This window comes from Ralstonia sp. AU12-08, from assembly GCF_000442475.1.
In the GTDB taxonomy this organism is placed as follows: Bacteria; Pseudomonadota; Gammaproteobacteria; order Burkholderiales; family Burkholderiaceae; genus Ralstonia; species Ralstonia insidiosa.
Window position 1 is genome coordinate 45,662 of record NZ_ASZV01000003.1, and the last position, 18,610, is coordinate 64,271.

The 18,610-nt window shown below is 64.9% G+C and carries 17 protein-coding genes; 11 read left to right on the forward strand and 6 right to left on the reverse strand.

Annotated elements, in window-relative coordinates:
- Positions 1 to 328: 328 nt before the first annotated feature.
- The 4 genes from C404_RS31345 to C404_RS31360 all read left to right on the forward strand — a co-directional run bounded on the left by C404_RS31345 (position 329) and on the right by C404_RS31360 (position 2,634).
- Positions 329 to 667: a glycoprotein gene (locus C404_RS31345; RefSeq protein WP_315854374.1), complete on the forward strand. Its 339-nt coding sequence runs from the start codon at positions 329 to 331 to the stop codon at positions 665 to 667.
- Positions 664 to 1,095, forward strand: a complete 432-nt coding sequence (locus C404_RS31350; protein WP_021192626.1) for a hypothetical protein — start codon at positions 664 to 666, stop codon at positions 1,093 to 1,095. Before C404_RS31345 ends, C404_RS31350 begins: the two co-directional genes overlap by 4 nt.
- Before the next feature lie 50 nt (positions 1,096 to 1,145).
- Positions 1,146 to 2,054 (forward strand): helix-turn-helix domain-containing protein, encoded by a 909-nt coding sequence (locus tag C404_RS31355; protein WP_021192627.1) that lies wholly within the window; start codon positions 1,146 to 1,148, stop codon positions 2,052 to 2,054.
- Between the two features lie 139 nt (positions 2,055 to 2,193).
- The gene (locus tag C404_RS31360) at positions 2,194 to 2,634 is read left to right on the forward strand and encodes a universal stress protein (protein WP_021192628.1); all 441 of its coding nucleotides are present in this window, start codon (positions 2,194 to 2,196) and stop codon (positions 2,632 to 2,634) included.
- A gap of 27 nt (positions 2,635 to 2,661) precedes the next feature.
- Here C404_RS31360 and C404_RS31365 read toward each other — a convergent pair whose 3' ends face one another.
- From C404_RS31365 to C404_RS31375, 3 genes are all read right to left on the reverse strand, one after another.
- Positions 2,662 to 3,225, reverse strand: coding sequence for a Spy/CpxP family protein refolding chaperone (locus C404_RS31365; protein WP_021192629.1), 564 nt, complete (start codon positions 3,223 to 3,225; stop codon positions 2,662 to 2,664).
- Between the two features lie 154 nt (positions 3,226 to 3,379).
- Entirely contained in the window at positions 3,380 to 4,039 is a 660-nt protein-coding gene (locus C404_RS31370; RefSeq protein ID WP_021192630.1) for a response regulator, read from the reverse strand.
- Positions 4,023 to 5,573, reverse strand: coding sequence for an ATP-binding protein (locus C404_RS31375; RefSeq protein WP_021192631.1), 1,551 nt, complete (start codon positions 5,571 to 5,573; stop codon positions 4,023 to 4,025). The genes C404_RS31370 and C404_RS31375 overlap by 17 nt, the downstream gene beginning before the upstream one ends.
- Positions 5,574 to 5,881: 308 nt before the next feature.
- Here C404_RS31375 and C404_RS31380 point away from each other — a divergent pair, with 308 nt between their 5' ends.
- From C404_RS31380 to C404_RS31390, 3 genes are all read left to right on the forward strand, one after another.
- Entirely contained in the window at positions 5,882 to 6,661 is a 780-nt protein-coding gene (locus tag C404_RS31380) for an AraC family transcriptional regulator (RefSeq protein ID WP_031328667.1), read from the forward strand.
- A 92-nt stretch (positions 6,662 to 6,753) separates the two neighbouring features.
- Positions 6,754 to 7,671: a DMT family transporter gene (locus tag C404_RS31385; RefSeq protein WP_021192633.1), complete on the forward strand. Its 918-nt coding sequence runs from the start codon at positions 6,754 to 6,756 to the stop codon at positions 7,669 to 7,671.
- Between the two features lie 2 nt (positions 7,672 to 7,673).
- Entirely contained in the window at positions 7,674 to 8,450 is a 777-nt protein-coding gene (locus tag C404_RS31390) for a B3/B4 domain-containing protein (protein ID WP_021192634.1), read from the forward strand.
- On the opposite strand, the gene C404_RS31395 is transcribed toward C404_RS31390, so the two are convergent.
- Together C404_RS31395 and C404_RS31400 are read right to left on the reverse strand one after the other, a co-directional pair.
- Positions 8,365 to 9,942 carry a TerC family protein gene (locus tag C404_RS31395; protein WP_021192635.1) on the reverse strand — a complete coding sequence of 526 codons (1,578 nt, stop codon included), beginning with the start codon at positions 9,940 to 9,942 and terminating at the stop codon, positions 8,365 to 8,367. The genes C404_RS31390 and C404_RS31395 overlap by 86 nt on opposite strands.
- Before the next feature lie 109 nt (positions 9,943 to 10,051).
- A complete protein-coding gene (locus C404_RS31400) occupies positions 10,052 to 11,443 on the reverse strand; it encodes a cytochrome-c peroxidase (protein ID WP_021192636.1) in 1,392 nt (463 codons plus the stop codon).
- A gap of 274 nt (positions 11,444 to 11,717) precedes the next feature.
- Here C404_RS31400 and acpA point away from each other — a divergent pair, with 274 nt between their 5' ends.
- Positions 11,718 to 13,886, forward strand: coding sequence for an acid phosphatase (gene acpA / locus C404_RS31405; RefSeq protein ID WP_021192637.1), 2,169 nt, complete (start codon positions 11,718 to 11,720; stop codon positions 13,884 to 13,886).
- Between the two features lie 66 nt (positions 13,887 to 13,952).
- On the opposite strand, the gene C404_RS31410 is transcribed toward acpA, so the two are convergent.
- Positions 13,953 to 14,201 carry a dodecin gene (locus C404_RS31410; RefSeq protein ID WP_021192638.1) on the reverse strand — a complete coding sequence of 83 codons (249 nt, stop codon included), beginning with the start codon at positions 14,199 to 14,201 and terminating at the stop codon, positions 13,953 to 13,955.
- A gap of 351 nt (positions 14,202 to 14,552) precedes the next feature.
- Here C404_RS31410 and C404_RS31415 point away from each other — a divergent pair, with 351 nt between their 5' ends.
- The 3 genes from C404_RS31415 (at position 14,553) to C404_RS31425 (ending at position 18,531) form a co-directional block, all read left to right on the forward strand.
- Positions 14,553 to 14,816, forward strand: a complete 264-nt coding sequence (locus C404_RS31415; protein WP_021192639.1) for a hypothetical protein — start codon at positions 14,553 to 14,555, stop codon at positions 14,814 to 14,816.
- Between the two features lie 189 nt (positions 14,817 to 15,005).
- On the forward strand, positions 15,006 to 16,307 hold the full coding sequence (locus C404_RS31420; RefSeq protein ID WP_031328670.1) for an MFS transporter: 1,302 nt from the start codon (positions 15,006 to 15,008) through the stop codon (positions 16,305 to 16,307).
- Between the two features lie 334 nt (positions 16,308 to 16,641).
- Entirely contained in the window at positions 16,642 to 18,531 is a 1,890-nt protein-coding gene (locus C404_RS31425) for a hybrid sensor histidine kinase/response regulator (RefSeq protein WP_031328671.1), read from the forward strand.
- Positions 18,532 to 18,610: the final 79 nt, after the last annotated feature.

The following is an 18,610-nucleotide window of genomic DNA, read 5'->3' on the forward strand; positions in this document are numbered from 1 at the left end:
ACTGGCGCTTCTACGATGCACTGCACTGTGATACCGATGGCGCATATAAATCCCCCCGGCATATTGGTTGCTCGGAACATGCGCGCGAATGTTCTGCGTCTGGCTCGACATCGGCCGATTATGTCGATTGCATGCATCATTTTGCGCAGGGTGCATCACCCCCACGCGAACGATGGGGCAGTTTGCCGCGTCAAGTTTCGACACGAAGTGCCGTTACACTCGGGAGATCCCGCCTGCCCGCGTTGCTTTACAGGCGCACTCTGACCCCCGTGCTTTGACCGTCATGCCGTCTCTTTCCAACATGTCCCGATCGTCGTCGGCGTCGCCCGTGTTGCGGCGTTCCACGCGATTGCTGATTGCCGTAGCGACATTGGCCGCGCTGGTGACATTGCCGCGCGCGCTTGCCTCAACGCAGCCCAGTGCACCGGCCGCTGCCGAGCCGTCGGCAACCACCTCAACAACGGCAGCCAAGACCGGAAAAGAAGGCAAGGCCCCCACCTGCCAGGCCATCATGCAGCGCCTGTCGGGCAGCCTGGCCGGCACGCCCAGCCGCGCCGACAAGCCTGGCGCGGTGATGGTCGACTTCGAAAAATCCGGCGTGACCATGGCCTGCAGCCACTCCGACGCCGTCGCCATTCCGGTTCCAGGCAACGCCAAGCCACGATGACCACCACCGCAATCGCACGCGGTGTGCTGGCCGGCATGCTGGCCGGACTGGCCATGACTGTTTTCAGCGCGATCGGCGCCGAACGCTGGATCACGCTGCCCGATCAACCGGACAGCTATGCCTCGCTCGACGCCGGCAGCATCCAGCGCATGCCCAGCGGCCCGATCAGTGCCTGGGTGCGCGTGGAGGCCTCCAACCGCGCGGGCATGCGTTCATTGCAGCGCATGTTCGGCGCCTTCCGTGGCGACATGGCCGACTTCCTCTACACCGTCGACTGCCGCAGCCGGCAGTTCTCCGTCTCGCGCGCCAAGCTGTACCAGGGCGCCATGACCGTCAGCGAGAAGCAGTTCGCCAACGATGCCAATTGGCAACGCGTGGATGGCGTGGGCTTGGCGGGTGCGGTGGCGCACGAACTCTGCCCAGGCTAGCGGCCGAAGCCGCCCCGCACCGGCGGCGCGATCGTTGGTAACATCGATGCGTGCGCCCCACCCACGACCCCACTTCGCCTGACCCACGCGTAACCGCAGACGCCAGCGTCTTCGGTACGCTCGCGCGTGGGTCGCGCGCATCGCTGGAGCGCGTCGTCAATCTGGGCGATGGCGTGACCGCCGCCATCTGGTGCAACGAGCACGACGAGGCGCACTACGTCCAACCGGGTCACCACACGCTGTCGGTGTATCTGCAAGGTGGCTACACCACGCACCGGCAGGACTTGCCGAACCTGTTCGGCGCGCCGGGCCGCGTGTGCATGCTGCCGGCCGAGCATGAATCTGCCTGGGTGATCGAGAAGCCGATGCGCTTCGTCCATCTGTACTTCGCACCCGATGCTTTGGCCGGGCATGCAGTGCGTCTGCTCGACGCCGAGCCGCGCCTGTTTACCCTGCACGACCGCACTTTCATTGAAGACGCGCACCTCGCGCAATCGTGCGCGCGCATCGCCCAACTCGACTGGTCCGACCTGGACGACCGCATGCGTGCCAACGCGCTGGCCAATGACACGCTGTCGTATCTCGTGCAGACGCAGGGCCGTACACGCGCACTGGCGGTGCGTGGCGGGCTGGCACCGCATGTGTGCCGCCGCATTGCCTCACGCATTGAGGCCGAGTTGCACTTGCTGCTGTCGATCGGGGAGCTGGCGGCAGAGGCCAATCTGTCGGAATTTCACTTTGCGCGGATGTTTCGCGCGTCGTTCGGGGTGGCGCCGCACGAGTGGGTTCTGCAGCGGCGCATTGCACGCGCGCAAGACCTGCTGCGATCGACCACGCTGCCGCTGGCGGCGATTGCCGAGCGCTCCGGCTTTGCCAGCCCGAGCCATTTCAGCCGGCGCTTTGCCACCCAACTGGGGGCGTCGCCCTCGCGCTATCGGCAGGCTTGGCAAGGCAAGTAACACGCTTGTCTGTCGCACAAAAAACGAACGACCGTATTTCAGCAACCGCTGAAGAGTGGCGCCGGCCCTAGCGTTTTCCACGATAGAGCTGTCGTGTGCAGTGCAGTAATTTGGAAGTGGGTTCCCCATGGAGAGCACCATGTTTACCCATATCCTCTTGCCGACCGACGGCTCCGAGCAATGCCGCAAGGCAATCGACGGCGCATTGAAACTCGCGCGCGCCACCGGTTGTCGCCTCACCGCTTACACATGCATCGAAGAATTCCCCAACATGGCGTATTCCGCCGGGGTGGGCGAGTGTCCGCACGCGCACTACATGGAGCAGGTGCAGGGCTACGCGAAAGACTGTATCGATCGCATTGCTGAGCGTGCGCAGGAAGAAGGCATCCAGTTCGATAGCGATGTCTCGCAATTTTCCGAACCCTACCTTGGCATTCTGGATGCGGCGAAGCGGCACGCGTGCGACGTCATCTTCATGGCATCGCACGGGCACCGCAGCCTGATGGGCCGATTGCTGATCGGCAATGAAACGCGCAAGGTGCTGACTTACGCGCAGGTGCCGGTAGTGGTCTACCGCTAGCTACGGTAGACCACCAGGCAAGTCTGGTTACATTGCCGCCAGTTCCTGCGCGGGAGCGTCTTCGCCCTGCTCAAGCTCGGCCACGTGCCGCGCTTCGCGATCGGTAATCTGCTTGCGCTGTTCAGGCGTCAGCACCTGCATGATCTTGGCACCAGCTTGCGCGCGCAGTTGGGCTTCTTGGGTGACTGCGCGGCCCAGCGCTTCGGACAGCGTGCGCACGCGTGCCTCATCGTACTGGCCAGACATCACCATCTGACGCAGGTCACGACGTGCATGCGCGACGGCCTTGTGTTGCTCGCGCTCCTGCGGCATCTGCGCGTACTTGATCGCGAAAATCTTGTCGCGCTGTTCTTCGGTCAACTTCAGGCCACGCAGGAAGAACTCGCCACCGTGGTGGTGCCCGCGCTCCATACCGTGCGGCCCGGGTTGGCCAAAGCCGGGGCCCTGCCCGCGACCCATCATCCCGGGACCATGCCCAGGCATCGGCGACATGGGAACTGCGTCGGGGGCGGCCGTCTGGGCCAGCGCGGCGCAAGACAAGAGAAGCCCGGCAGCAACGGCAACCAGGCGGCGGGAAGTCACAGCGATCATGATGAGGCTCCGGATGAGAACGTCGGCCGCGCATGTCAACCATGCCAGCCATACGCTCACTGTAGCCATCGATGTCGCACCAAAGGTGGGCAAACGGAGGAGTTTTCTTGAACGCCCGTTACGCCGCAATCGGCATGCAACCGCGTCACGGGTATCAGGCGTCGAGCCGATATCCCACGCCGTAGACCGAGTGGATCATGTCGGTGCCGGGGCTCAGCAACTCCATCTTGCGGCGCAGATTCTTGACGTGCGTATCGACCGTGCGATCGGTCACGATGCGATGGTCGTCGTAGATCTGTTCAAGCAGATTCGCGCGTGAGAGGATGCGCCCCGGCGCACCGGCCAACGCCGCCAGCAAACGAAACTCCACAGGCGTGAGATCGAGGCGTTGCCCGCGCAGCGTGGCGGAATACGCGGAGCCATCGATTACGAGCGCACTCTCGGGCAGGCCGCCGCCGCGCTGCGCGCGGCGCAGAATGGTCTTGATGCGCGCCACCAGTTCGCGCGGGCTGAAGGGCTTGCAGAGGTAGTCATCTGCGCCGAGCTCGAGGCCGAGCAGGCGGTCGATCTCTTCTACACGCGCGGTCACCATGACGATGGGGACCTCGCTGAAAGTCCGCACCTCTCGGCAGATTTCCAGGCCGTCCTTTCCGGGCAGCATCAGGTCGAGCACGATCAGCTCGGGCATAGCCTCACGGACGCGCTGCACCGCGTTCGTACCGTCGGCCAGCCACTCGGTTTCATAGTGAGCGGCACGCAGATAATCGATCGTCAGTGCGGCCAGTTTGGGTTCGTCTTCAATGATCAGAATCATGGTCGGCAAGCGGATCAAGCAGATCAAGAATGGGCAGGCGGATGAGGATCCAGAGCCCGCCCAGCGGCGAGGGTCTGGCCTCAATAGTGCCGCCGTGTGCGGCAATAATGGTCTGACACAGGCTCAGGCCCAGCCCGGCTCCGCCCTGGGCACGGCTGCGTGAAGGGTCAGCGCGGAAGAGCCGGTCGAAGATGCGCGGCAGCATCGCTTCGGGCACGCCCGGCGCGCTGTCCTGCACGTCGATCTGTTGCCACTGGCCGTCCTGGTGGACGTGTACGCGCAATGTGCCACCCGCATCGGTATAGCGCAGCGTGTTTTCCAGCAAGTTCTGCATGACCTGACGCAGACGCTGTGGGTCGCCGTTCACCATGGCGTCTTGCGAAGGCACGCTCGGCACATCGAGCTGCAGCGCGATGCCCTTCTCCATCAGGCGCGGCGTAAAGCCCTGCACGGCACTGCACACGGTATCAGCCAGATCCAGTGCTTCCATGTGAAAGGCCAGCGCCCCCACATCAGCCAGTGACAACTCGTACAAGTCGTCGATGAGTTTGCTGAGCGTGGCCACTTCAGCCTGCAGCGAGGCCAGCGAGTTGACCGTCAACGGTCGCACGCCGTCTTGCATTGCCTCCAGTTCACCACGCAGCACGGCCAACGGGGTACGCAGCTCGTGCGAGATATCAGCGGTAAGTTGGCGACGCATTTTCTGGTTGGCTTCCAGCGATGCCGCCAAGTGGTTGAAGTCTGCCGCCAGCTCGCCAAGTTCATCGCGCGAATGCACGTCGACACGGGTGGCGTAATCGCCGTCGGCCATGCGGCGGGCGGCATCGGTCAGCCGTCGCATTGGTGCAAGCAGCCCGCGCGCGAGCAACACCGCCACCAGCGCGGCCAGCAATACCGACAACCCGGCGATGATCCATGTTGCACGCAGTTGCTGCCCAAGGAAGGCTTGGTCCGCACCTTCGGGCACACGCATGCGCGCCGGCATGGCCAGCCAGCCGATGGTCAGATCATTGTGGCGGAGTTCATGCCATTTTGCGGTGGGCCCCAGCGGTGGCCCATCGCCAATGATGACGTGGCGCTCAGCGTCCAACAGCCAGATCGGCGAACGCGGCATCGGTGGTGGAGGCTCCCCAGGCGGGTGCGAAGGCAGGCTGCCGGCGCGGGCAACATCCGGCGGCGCAGGCATGCCATGGCCCATGTCGGGCGGAAGCGGATCAAAGCGGTGACCGGGCGGCGGGTCGAGATGCTCGCCACCCATGCCGTTGCCACGGGCACGGGCGCCTTCGCGGCGCAGCAGGCGGAACCACGCCTGGCGGTCGTTGCGCAGGAATTCCCAGTTGCCGTGCTCGGCGTACGCAGCCTCAACGCCGCGGGCGAGCACGGTCATGCGCTCCGCCTCGCGCGTGTTGACGTACTCGAGAAAGTTGGCGTCGAAGCGCCATCTCACGGCCGCACCCATGGCAAGCGCCACGACGATGCTCAACGCGAACAGCACAACGAACAGCTTGGAGGTAATGCCGAAAGACGGACGCATGGATGGATGCCAACACACTGTCGCCCGCCCCAGCGGGGACGATTCCCGCATGGCCAAGCGTCAGGCTCTGCGCCATCTTACCGGGTCACCCCGGGGCGGGATGTCTTGAGGATAACAACCGCATGGCGCCAGAAATTGAGCGAAATGCGAAGAACACGTTCCACGGCGTTTCGATATGGCGCCGCGCGCACGTGCGGCTGTCGGCCGCCTCGTTGCGCCTTGCTCCGTAAACCACGCTATCCTGCTGCATTCGCCCTCCCGCCAGGAGACCCGCCTTGCCCAGCCGGCCGGCCCAGACTGCTTTCTCGATGCTCCGCTGCGCCATGCACGGCGTGGAGGCCGTTGCCGCCGACTCCGGCCATACCTTCCCGCGCCATACGCACGAGCAGTTCGGCATCGGCATTGTCGACCGGGGTGCACAGAAGTCGTTCAGCGGACGCGGCATGGTGGAAGCCGGTGCAGGCGACGTCATCATGGTCAACCCGGCCGAGGTGCACGATGGCATACCGATCGACGGCACGGGCCGTGCCTGGCGCATGCTGTACTTCGACCCGGGCACGGTTGGCACACTTGCGCATGATCTCCTGATCGGCAAGGACAATGCCGAATTCGACCGCCCTGTCTCGCGCGACGCCAACCTTGCGCGGCGCGTCCGCCTGTTGTTCGGGCAAATGACGGCACCCGCCGCGCAACGCGATGCACTGCTGCGCGAGCAGTTGCTGCTATCGGTGCTGGCCGATGCGCTGCACACCGCCAACCGCCACGCCGACGATGCCCCCGACGCCATCCGCATTGCGCGCATGCGCATCGACGATGACCCGGCCGCCGCGGTCTCCCTGCTCGACCTTGCCCAAGAGACCGGTCTCAGCCGCTTTCAGGTGTTGCGCGGCTTTGCGCGTGTCACGGGCCTCACGCCGCATGCCTATCAATTGCAGCGGCGCGTTGCCCTCGCGCGCCGGCTGATCGCCCAGGGGCTACCGCTGGCAGAGACCGCCGCGGCCTGTGGTTTTGCCGACCAAAGCCACATGACCCGTCAGTTCGTGCGCAAGTACGGCATATCGCCGGGCATGGTGGCGGCGGCGCGGTAGCCAGCCACCCCGCCCTCGTCCCTGCAATTTCGTTCAAGACGTGCGCTTCGGGCGCGGCCATCCTGCGGGCTTTCACAGACGCAGGGTTCGACATGTCCAGACGCCTCGAAGGCTGCCTCTACCTCGCGCTTGCGATGGTGCTGGTGGGCAGCACGGTTACGGCCAGCAAGATCATCGCTGCCGGGCTCCCGCCATTCACCGCCACGGCGTTGCGCTTTGCGATAGCGCTGCCGCTGTTTCTCATTGCCATGCGCGTGACCGGTGCGCGCTGGCCCGTGCTTTCACGCAAGGCATGGGGCCTGCTGTTCCTGCAGGCGGCAGCCGGCAGCGTGGGCTACACGACGCTGCTGATCTCAGGGCTTCGGCATACGTCGGCGGCAGATGCGGGCGTCATCATCGGCACGTTGCCGGTGGTATCCGCGCTCATTGCCATTGTGGTGCTGGGCGAACGGCCAGGGCGCGCGGTATTGGGGGCGATTGCACTGGCAACGGCAGGCGTGCTGGCCATCGCGTTCCAACCAGGAGGCGACGCCGCGCATACGCTCGCGGGCAACGTGCTGGTGATTGGTGCGGTCGTCTGCGAAGGGCTGTTCATCCTGCTCAACAAGCGATTGCGCACACCTGTGCCACCGCTGGCGCTATCGACGCTGATGAGCATGTTTGGCTTGCTGACGGCCTTGCTGCCCGCCTTGTGGGAAGCCCCCTGGCAACTGCATGCCTCCGCCCAGGCAACGCACGCACTGGCCGCTATTGCCTACTACGCCATCGTGCCCACCGTCGGCGGCTTTGTGCTCTGGTATGCGGGGGCCGCACGCGTAAGCGGTGCAGAGGCTGCGCTCTTCACCGCGCTCGCGCCGGTGGCCGCAGTCGCGTTCGCTGCCGTGCTGCTCGGTGAGGTGGTCAGCGTGCGGCAGATCAGCGGTATCACATGTGTGCTGGCGGCGGTGTTGAGCCTCGCCCTGGCGCGTTCGTCTGCGCCGGCTTCTTCCCGACCCAAGGAATCCACCTGACCATGCACTTCATTCATGCCCCACAGATCTGGCAAGACTTTCCCGAACTCGTGCCCGGCTTACTGTCCGTCGAGGGTGTCCGACAAGATGCTTGCTTCGATGCGGAGATTGCCCGGCTGCAGGCAACCGCACGCGCTCGGTTGGCAGGCACACCGGAAGGCGAATTGCCCGAAATCCAGGCGTGGCGGCGTGCATTCTCGCGCATGGGCCTGAAACCCACGCAATACCGCTGCGCCGCGGAATCGCTCTTGCGGCGTTTCAGGAAGGATGACGCGCTACCGCAACTGCACCCGCTGATCGACGTCTGCAACGCGGCCTCGCTGGCGTTTGCGATTCCGGTGGCGGTGTTCGATGCAACGGCCATCGACGGGCATCTGACCGTACGCCGCGCCACTGGCGACGAGCGCTATCTCACCTTCGCCGGCGAAATCGAGCAGCCCGAAGTGGATGAGGTGATCTTTGCCGATGGCGCCAACCATGCGCATGCGCGCCGCTGGTGCCACCGCCAGAGCGGCGATTCGGCCGTCCGCGCAGACACATCGGGCGCGTTGATCGTGGCGGAGGGCATGCACGCAAACGCAGCGGCAGACGTGCGTGCGCTGCTGGAAACGCTGGCGGCAACACTGACGGCTGCCGGGATGCGGGTCTCGGCGCCGCGCCTGCTGAGTGCGGCGGCGCCGGAATACGTGGCTTTTAGGCTTCAGCGTCAGGCGCCGTCACCTCTTCCATGCGCTCGATGCGCACACGCACAATGCGGCGGCTGCCAGCTTCGAGGATGACGAAACGCAGGTCGTGGCGCACCAACGTGTCGCCCACCTCAGGCAGACGATCCCACTGGTTGAACAGGTAGCCGCCCAGGCTCGTGGCGCCGCCACCTTCGTCGAGCAGCCAGTCGACGTGCAGCACGTCTTCGAGCTGGCGCAGGTCGGCCTCGCCAGCCACCTCCCAGCAGCCTTCGCTCGCCTGCTCCACGTCAAGGCGCTCGTCTTCGTCGGGAAACTCCCCGGCAATGGCTTCCAGAACGTCGATGGGCGTCACCACGCCCTGCACCACGTCCAGGGGATCGATCACCAGCAGCATGCGCCCGCGCGCGCGCTTGAGCAGATCCATCAAGCGCAGGATGCCGACGTTGTCCGACACCTTGAGCGCGGGCTTGACCGAGCGCTCCACGTCAATGGTGCCGCGCGTGTCGAGGTCCCCCATCAGATCCTTGGCGCGAGCCACGCCCACCAGGTCATCCAGGCCGCCTCGGCAGACCGGAAACTGGTTGTGCGGTACCGCCAGCAACAACTTGCGCGTGGTTGCCGCATCGGCCTCCAGGTCCACCCACGAGATGTCGTGGCGCGGCGTCATGACCGAACGCACCGAGCGCTCGGCCAAATCCAGCACGCCGCTGACCATGCTGCGTTCTTCGGGGCGGAACACAGCCTCGGGCGCGGGCTGGTCCGCATGGGGCGCGGTTTCGTGGGCCTCGGCATCGGCCGGGGTACCGCGGCGGTCGCCCAGCAGGCTCAGCACAGCGTCGGCAGTGCGCTCACGCAGCGGGCGGCGGCGCTCGTAGCGCACGGTGTTGCGCTGGGCCACCTGGTTGAAGAACTCGATCAGGATCGAGAAACCGATGGCCGCATACAGATAGCCCTTCGGAATATGAAAGCCCAGCCCTTCCGCCACCAGGCTGAAACCGATCATCAGCAGGAAGCTCAGGCACAGCACCACCACGGTGCGATGCGCGTTGACGAAGTCCGTCAACGGGCGCGACGCAAACAGCATGGCGCCCATGGCGATCACCACGGCGGCAATCATCACCGGCAGATCATTGACCATGCCCACCGCGGTGATGACGGAGTCGATGGAGAACACCGCGTCCAGGATCACCACCTGCGCGATCACGTTCCAGAACTTGCCGTGGCCGGTGCCGTGGCTCTCGTCCTGAGGCTCGCCATCCAGGCGCTCGTGCAGCTCAGACGTAGCCTTGAACAGCAGGAAGAACCCACCCAGCAACAGGATGATCGAGCGCCCCGACAGATCCACCGGCCCGATCGTCAGCAGAGGCTTGGTAAGCCCGATCAGCCATGACATGGCCATGAGCAACACCACCCGCATCCCCAGCGCCAGCCCCAGGCCGATCATCCGGGCACGATCACGCTGCGCGGGTGGCAGCTTGTTGACGAGGATGGCGATAAAAACGAGGTTGTCGATGCCGAGAACAATCTCGAGCACCACCAGGGTGAACAGGCCGATCCAGATGGACGGGTCAGCAAGCCAGGTCATAGGGAGAAGTCAGTGACAGCGCAAACGCAATCCGCCGATGATAACCGCAGCGCACGCATGGCCCGCGCTGCGGCAGAGAACGCAACAAACGGGCCGGGCGTCCGTGCGCTCAGCGCTGGGCCATTTGGGAAGCCCGGGCGGTTTGTCCGGCCGGTTTTTCCTGCACGGGGCGATAGCCGTCGGTCAGCGTCTTGAGGAAAGCGACAATGTCGCGCACGTCAGCCTCGGAGAGCACCGGCTTGTCTCCGTGCTTGCCACCAAAGGGCGGCTCCATGTTGACGTTGGCGCGGTACTGGGCCGGCAGATCGTCGAACTTGTCGACGGTGCCGTCAGCCTTGCGCGGATACCACTTCTGCGGCTGGGTATCGCGCTGGGCGTAGAAACGCACCGCATCTTCCAGCGTGTGGATGGCGCCATTGTGGAAGAACGTCTTGCGCAGCGCCACGTTGCGCAGTGACGGCGTGCGGAAGCGGCCGCAGTAGTCGGCACGGTCCTTCAGGTCCGTTCGGTCAGGGCCGCACAGGCCCAGGTCAAAGAACGCCGGATCGGCATTGGCTGCCAACGTGCGGTTGCGTGGCACGCCCACGGCAATGTGGCCGAAATCGGTGAACGCAGGAAAGGCGCCGTCCTGCTTGATTGCGCTCACGTGGCACGAGGCGCAGTTGCCCTTGGCTGGGTCGGCAAAGACTTGCAGGCCGCGCATCTCCTGCGGCGACAGCTTGACCTGTTTGCGCAAGAACGCGTCGTACTTGCTGTCGTACGGATAGAACTCCGACGGCGTCTGCTGAAAGACCTCCAGCGCCATCAGAGCGGCGCGGAAAGCCGTGTCTTCATTATCGAGAATGTCGTCGCCGAAAACCTGGCGGAACGTCTGCGCGTGACGGCCATTGCGTAGCTTGGCCACCACCGCATCCGGTGTGCCGTTTGCCATTTCGTGCGCGGAAAGCAGCGGGATGCGTGCCTGGTCGTGCGTGGAGGACACTCGGCCGTCCCAGGTGTAACCGCCGGTCGGGCCCTGGTCTTCGGAATCGTTGCCATCGTTCTCGTAGAAGTGCTCGGAGAACGGCGGCACATTCTGGATGTAGCGCAATGACGGTGCGGCGCGCACGCCGGTCTTGTTCATGTCGGTGCCACCCAGCTGCACCGACAGATCGTTCGGCGGGCCGTAGGCGTGCGTGGGGCTATGGCAGCTTGCGCAGGACTGCTTGCCCGAGGCAGACAGTGCGGGATCAAAGAACAGCGCCTTGCCGAGTGCCGTCATCGCTGGCACCGACGGACGGCGCGTCGCCATCATCGTGTAGAAGGCCTTTTCGTAGGCCGGTGCTGCCGGTGCGGAGGCAGCCACCGGCTTGGCTGCGGATGCGGGGGCTGACGGCGCCGAGGCAGTCGCCGCCGCCTGCGCCGACGAGGGCTCGCCGCGCCCGCACGCAGCCAACCCTGCAAGCGCAAGCGCCGAAACAGCGATCACGCGAAACGTTGCAACAGGCAAAAGGCGGCGCATTGGCGGTGGGCGGAATATTGGGAGCCTTGCAACTTAGCATGCGTGCGATGACACTTTGATGTCGTCAGCCGTCTGTCACGTCAGCCCTTGGAGAACGTTCATGGTGGCAAATGTCTTCAAACGTTCGGTGGTGCCCCTGCTCCTCCTGATGATGGTTATCACGATCAATTGGACCGAGACTCGCTTCAGGCCAACGTTTTCATCATCAACTTGTCACACAGGAAGACCAGACTCCGGCTCGCTTTCGTCCCCCACACAACAATCCAGGGAAATCATGAGCCGAGCATTCCGTCTTCTGCCGCTGACCGCGCTGGTCGCGGCCAGCATGTCCGCCTGTGGCGGCAGTGACTCGAACAGCAGCGCCTCCACCCAGTCCACTTCGGGCGTGGTGACCGGCAGCTACTTCGAGCACGCCAAGGTCTGTATCGATGCCAACAACAACGGCAAGTGCGATTCGGGTGAAACCAGCACCTATACCGATGCCAATGGCGCGTACACGCTGAGCGGCACGGGCGCCATCACGGTGGAAGTCGGCACGGATGCTTTCCGCAACGACCCGGCTACGGGTGCCCACACCGCCATCACGCGCCCGCTGGTGTTCCGCGCACCGACCGGCGCCGCTGGCGTGATCAGCGCAATCTCGACGGAACTGGCTGCTCTGATGGACAGCAACGGCGGCGACATCAACGCTGCCAAGACGGCCCTGGCCGCACGCCTGGGCGTGACGATCGACAAGCTGCTGGAAGACCACAACAAAGAAAGCGACGCCAACATCAAGGCGGCGCTGCAGGCTGAAATCGATCAGGCCATCGCGCTGATCGCCGATGCCGTGGCCGCCGGTGGCGACATCAACAAGGGCATCCGCGACGGCGTTGCCAAGCGCATGGCGCTGAACAACAACGTAAAAACCATCGTCGTGATCTACGCGGAAAACCGCGGTTTCGATAACCTGTACGGGCTGTTCCCGGGCGCCAACGGCATCCCAGGCGTGAACCAGACCTCGACGGGCACCGCCGTTGCGCAGAAGGACTTCGACGGCTCCGTGCTACCGACGCTGCCGCTGACCTGGACGGGTGTGACCGCCGCCGGCCAAAGCGTGCAGATCCCGCAAGCGGCGACCGCCAACATGCCCAACCAGATGTTCCAGATCGATAGCCCGTCGGGCTACGGCAGCACGGGCACGGTGGTCGGCCAGAACGTCATCACGCGTGACCTGTGGCACCGCTTCTACCAGAACCAGATGCAGATCCACGGCGGCAAGAACGACATGTTCGCCGCTTACGCCGACGCAGGCGGCCTGACCATGGGCTACTACGACGGCAGCAAGATGGCCATGTGGAACATCGCCAAGCAATACACGCTGGCTGACAATTTCTTCATGGGCGCCTTCGGCGGTTCGTTCCTGAACCACCAGTACCTGATCTGCGCCTGCGCCCCGATCTACCCGAACGCTGACACCTCGGTCGCCAAGAACAGCATCGCCAACATCAAGACGGATGCAAGCGGCAGCCCGACGCTCGTGCCCTCCGCTAGCTCGGTGATGGCTGGTGCGCCGACGTCGTACGCCGGCACCGGTGACAATGGCCAACCCACGAAGGATGGCTCCATCACCCCGGCTGATGCCAACGGCGTGTTCTACGCGGTCAACACGATGCAGCCGCCGTACCAGCCGTCGGGCAACGGCGTGGCCAGCGGCAACGCTGCCTATGCGGATCCGACCAAGGCATCGACCATGCCGGCGCAATCGCAACAAGCCAACATTGGTGACCTGCTGACCGCCAAGGGCGTGAACTGGGCCTGGTACGCCGGCGCCTGGAACGCCGCCCTGGCCGACGCACCCAACGCCACGCGCAGCGTGATTTACGGTGGCACGATCCAGTTCCAGCCGCACCACCAGCCGTTCAACTACTTCTCGCGCTTCGACCCAGCCACCACCACCGGTACCGCCGAGCGTGCGGCCCACTTGAAGGATTACGACGCCGCCTTCCTGCAAGATGCTGCCGCAGGCAAGCTGCCGGCCGTGACGTTCTACAAGCCGCAGGGCAACCTGAACCAGCACGCCGGTTATGCCAACGTGGCTGACGGTGACGCCCACATCGCCAACGTGATCGCCCAACTGCAGCAGAGCCCGCAGTGGAAGAACATGGTGATCGTTGTGACGTATGACGAAAACGGTGGCTTCTACGACCACGCCACGGTGCCGAAGGCTGACCGCTGGGGCCCGGGTACGCGCATCCCGGCAATCATCGTGTCGCCGTTCGCCAAGAAGGGCTTCGTTGACCACACCCAGTACGACACGGCTTCGGTGCTGCGCCTGATCACGCACCGCTTTGCCCTGCCGACGCTGCCGGGTCTGAAGCAGCGCGACGATGCGCTGGTGTCCAACGGCAACAAGCCGATGGGCGACCTGACCAACGCGCTGGACTTCTCGCAGTCGCAATAACGCCTGCAAGCGCAGTCCTCATGAAGAAGGCAGCCAGGAGACATTCCTGGCTGCCTTTTTCTTTGCCTACTTGCCTTTCTTCTTGCCGGCAGGCTTTTCGCTCGCCAGGCTCTCCAGCCGCATCCCCACCTTGATCGTCACCTGCCAGTGGGCGATCTTGCCATCCACCAGGTGGCCACGCGTCTCAAGCACTTCAAACCAGTCCAGGTACTTCAACGTCTCGCCGGCCCGGGCAACGGCATTGCGGATGGCCGCGTCGCTCGACTCCGGTGAAGACCCCACCAATTCGATCATCTTGTAGGTATGGGAACCCATATCGCCTCCATGTTGGTCTGGGTGTCGTGCAGAAGGTCTCCTGCAGACTGCACGCTGAACGCGGTCACCACAGAGCGTGCGCCACGTCACTTACCAGAATGGCTGCTGCTGCCCCACTCTGCCAGCCCATTTTTTGGTGGGCGAACTGAATGTCTGGCGGTTAATTGCGTTTACAAATTTGACAAAGCTTGTCACGCCAACCGACGCGGCGCGTCAAACCTGGCCAGGGCATCTGCTTGAACTGTCATATTTCGCAGGTACCCTGCGCGGCTTTTGTATGACATCACGGCATTCTGCCGCTGGCACAGAACGTGCCTAGGTAGTCCACCCGTGTCCCCATGAGGAGGCGCCATGCGCCACCCCGCCCAACAAGCTATCGCCACGCCCCCGCTTTCCCGCACGTCGTCTGCATCGCCGTCCGACACCTCGCGCCTGCTGGCCGAGACCGTCGCCTTCCATATCGAACGCAGCGGGCGCCGCATCGAGGCCACCTACTCGGCCCGCAACGGCATCGTCACGGTCAAACATCAGGGCAAATCCCTGTCCACCTATTCTCCGCAGGGCGATTTCAAGGCTGTTGCACGTCAACTGCTCAGCGTCATGCTGACCATCTGAACACACAGCGCAGCCGGACGGCCCTCAGCCCGCGGGCGGTGGTCATGGTGAAAGTTCCTGTAATGGTTTGCCGGCCGTTCCGCCCATTCAGCACCCGCACGGCCGAACGCTTGTGGCTGACATCCGTTACGATGACGGGCATCCCGTTCATCACTTTTGCGGACTGCCGGTTTCCGGCGCGCATTCACCGTGTCTGGCGACGCCGGCCTTTCCTCATCCTCCGTACCTGCGCCTTCAGCGATAGCGCTGTCGCACGCGCCCTTCTCCTACCCCGCCTTCCGGCTGTTCTGGTTCACCAGGCTATCCACCACCTTCGCCTACCAGATGTTCGGTGTGGCGGTCGGCTGGCAGATCTACGACCTCACGCGCAGCGCCTACGTGCTCGGGCTGGTGGGCCTCGCCCAATTCCTGCCTTCAGTGGTGCTGGTACTGGCTTCGGGCCATATCGCCGATCGCTACGACCGGCGCCGCGTGGTACGTGCATGCCAGGCCATCGAGGCACTGGTGGCCATTGCGCTGTCGGTCATGGCGTTCAACGGGCACGCCGGCGTGCAGTCGATCTTCCTGTGCGTGGTGGTGATCGGCGCGATGCGCGCATTCGAGACGCCGACGCTACAGGCGTTGCTGCCATCGCTGGTGCCGCAGCAGGCGCTGCCACGCGCCGTGGCGTTGTCCAGTTCGGCCGGGCAGACCGGCGTCATCCTGGGGCCGGCGCTGGGTGGCTTCCTCTATGTGGCCGGCGCACCGGTGGTGTATGCCACGGCAGCCGGGCTCTTTCTACTGGCGCACGTCCTGCTGGCGTTCGTGCGCATGGAGCGCGTGGTACCGGTCAGTACACCGGTGAGCCTGCAGTCGCTGTTCGCGGGCATCGCTTTCATCAAAGGGCGGCCGGTGGTGCTGGGCGCCATCTCGCTCGACCTGTTTGCCGTGCTGCTGGGGGGCGCAACGGCACTGCTGCCGATCTATGCGCGCGACATCCTGGGCACCCAGGCGTGGGGGCTGGGGCTGCTGCGCTCTGCGCCAGCAGTGGGCGCGCTCGGGATGGCGCTCTTTCTCGCGCATCGGCCGCTGGAGCGGCGCGTGGGCAAGGTGATGTTTACTGCCGTGGCCGTCTTTGGGCTGGCAACCCTGGTGTTCGGGGTTTCACGCTGGTTGCCGCTGTCGATGCTGGCGCTGGTGGTGCTCGGCGCGGCAGACATGATCAGCGTGGTAATCCGGACCTCGCTGGTGCAACTCGATACGCCCGATGCGATGCGCGGGCGCGTGAGTGCAGTCAACTCGGTTTTTGTGGGCGCATCCAACCAGTTGGGCGAGTTCGAGTCGGGCATGCTGGCCGGGTTGCTGGGGCCGGTGCCCTCGGTGGTGATGGGCGCGATGGGCACGCTGCTGGTGGTGGCGATCTGGATACGCCTGTTTCCGGATCTGACGCATCGAGACCGCCTGCGCGACCCGCATTCGCCGCACCCAACACCCCCCTCGTCAGGGGGATAACGCTGCACACCCGCGCCAGTATTGGCCCGGGCAGGAATCGGGCGCCAAATCGGCCACCCTCTGGCAGGCATGTCAGCGAAACCCCGATGGCGGCGGCGGCGGCCAATTCATATGCTGAGTCACCTTTGGCCGCTCTGTTCTGCCACGCCGGATCGTGAAGTTCATCCTGCACCCTCCCTCTCGCCCGCTGGACGCACGCGCTGTGCGCTCCGGGCACTACACGCGTCCCGCACGCCCAACCGGGCCCACCGAGCGCGTGCCCGATCCCGGGCCATTCAGCGGCAGCGGGCTGAACGTCGCACCGGCCATCCGGCCATCTGCCTGGCTGGTGGCGATCGGCGCGGCCGCGGTCGGCACGCTCGGGCGCCTGATGCTGGAGTCGGCCGCGGGCATTCGCCTGCCGTTCTATCTGGCGTTTCCGGTGGTGACGATTGCCGCCTGGTATGGCGGCTTCTGGCCGGGCATCGTCGCCATTGCCACGTATGCACTGCTGTTTGCCGGATTGGTCGAGCTGCAAGCAATTCCACCCATCAACCTCACGCCCGTGCAGTTGAGCGTGTTTGCGGCGGGCGCGCTGCTGATCTGCCTGCTGTGCGAACAGTTGCGTCGGGCGCGCGCCGGTGCCGAACGCCGCGCCCGCGCTGAAACGCTGCAGCGCGTGTCGCAACAGCGCCTGCTGGCCGCGCTGCAGGCCTCGCCCATTTCGCTCTACGACGTCGACAACACGATGCACTTCACCTGGGTGCACAACCCCGTGTTCGGCCTGCAGCCTGAGCAACTGATGGGACGCACCGTGCGTGAGGTGTTCGGCCGCCGTGCCGCCGCACGCCTGACGGAAGCTGGCCAGCGCGTGATTGCCAGCGGCATGCCCACGCGGGTGGAATTCGCCTTCCGGCGTCGGCACACCCAGCGCGTGGTCTACGACGTGGTCGTCATGCCCCTGCGTGATGACACGGGCGAGATCGTCGGCCTGACCAATGCCGTGATCGACATCAGCGAGCACCGCCAGGCCGAAGCCCGCCGCGCGCAGTTACTTGAAGCCGAATCGCGCGCCCGTGAAGAGGCCGAACGCGCCAGCCGCCTGAAGGACGACTTCCTCGCCACCGTCAGCCACGAACTGCGCACGCCGCTCAATGCTGTGCTGGGCTGGGCGCAGCTGCTGAACATGCGCGCCTACGACGAGGCTATGTTCAAGCGCGGCCTGGCAGCCATCGAGCGCAGCGCCCGCACGCAAGTCCACCTGATCGACGATTTGCTCGACATGTCGGCCATCCTGTCGGGCAAGGTGCCGCTGGAGATTGGAGACGTCGATCTGGCCGACGTGCTGGAGCGCGCCCGCGAAACCATCGAGCCGATGGCGCGCCAGAAGCAGATCAGCATCGACACGGAATACCTGCCCGTGCCCATGCTGCAAGGCGATGCGGGGCGCCTGAAGCAGGTGTTCTGGAACCTGCTGGCCAATGCCGTGAAGTTCACGCCCGAGGGTGGGCACGTCCGGCTGTCGGTACACCCTGCGCCGGAAGGCGTGGTGGCCACGGTGCGCGATACCGGCATTGGCATTGAGCCCGCCTTCCTGCCGCATATCTTCGACCGCTTCCAGCAGGCAGACCTGTCCAACACGCGGCGCCATGGCGGCCTGGGGCTGGGGCTGTCGATCGCCAAGCAACTGGTCGAACTGCATCATGGGCGCATTACCGCGGCCAGCAGCGGGGCCAATCACGGCACCACGATGGCGGTCACGCTGCCGCTGCATGCCGCACAGCCAGATGAGCAGCAGGGCCGCGTGCCCGGCGTCGTTTCCGGCACATCGGCCCCTGCGCTGGACGGCATGCGTGTGCTGGCCGTGGACGACAACCCGGAATCGCTCGGCGTGATTGCGCTGATGCTCGAGCGCTACGGCGCCGAGGTCGTTACCGTGTCCAACGGGCCCGCTGCACTCGACGCGTTGGAGCAAGCCGCAGCAGACTGCCCGTTCGATGCGCTGGTCAGCGACCTGGCCATGCCCGGCATGGATGGCATGCAGCTTGTGCGTGCCGTGCGCGCCAGTGGCATGGTCGACCTGCCGGCCATCGCCGTCACCGCATTTGCCGATCCGATCCGATTGAAAGCGGCCAAGGAGGCCGGCTACCAATCCGTCATCACCAAGCCGATCTTCCCCGGTGAACTGGGCCACGTGCTGGCCGCCAACGTGCGTCGCAAGACCGGCCCGCAGACGTTGGTTTAGCCGACTGGCCTGACCTGCGTGGAGCCATGCCTTGACGGAATGGTTGACCCAACAAAAGTCATTGGCGCGGGTGTGCGCG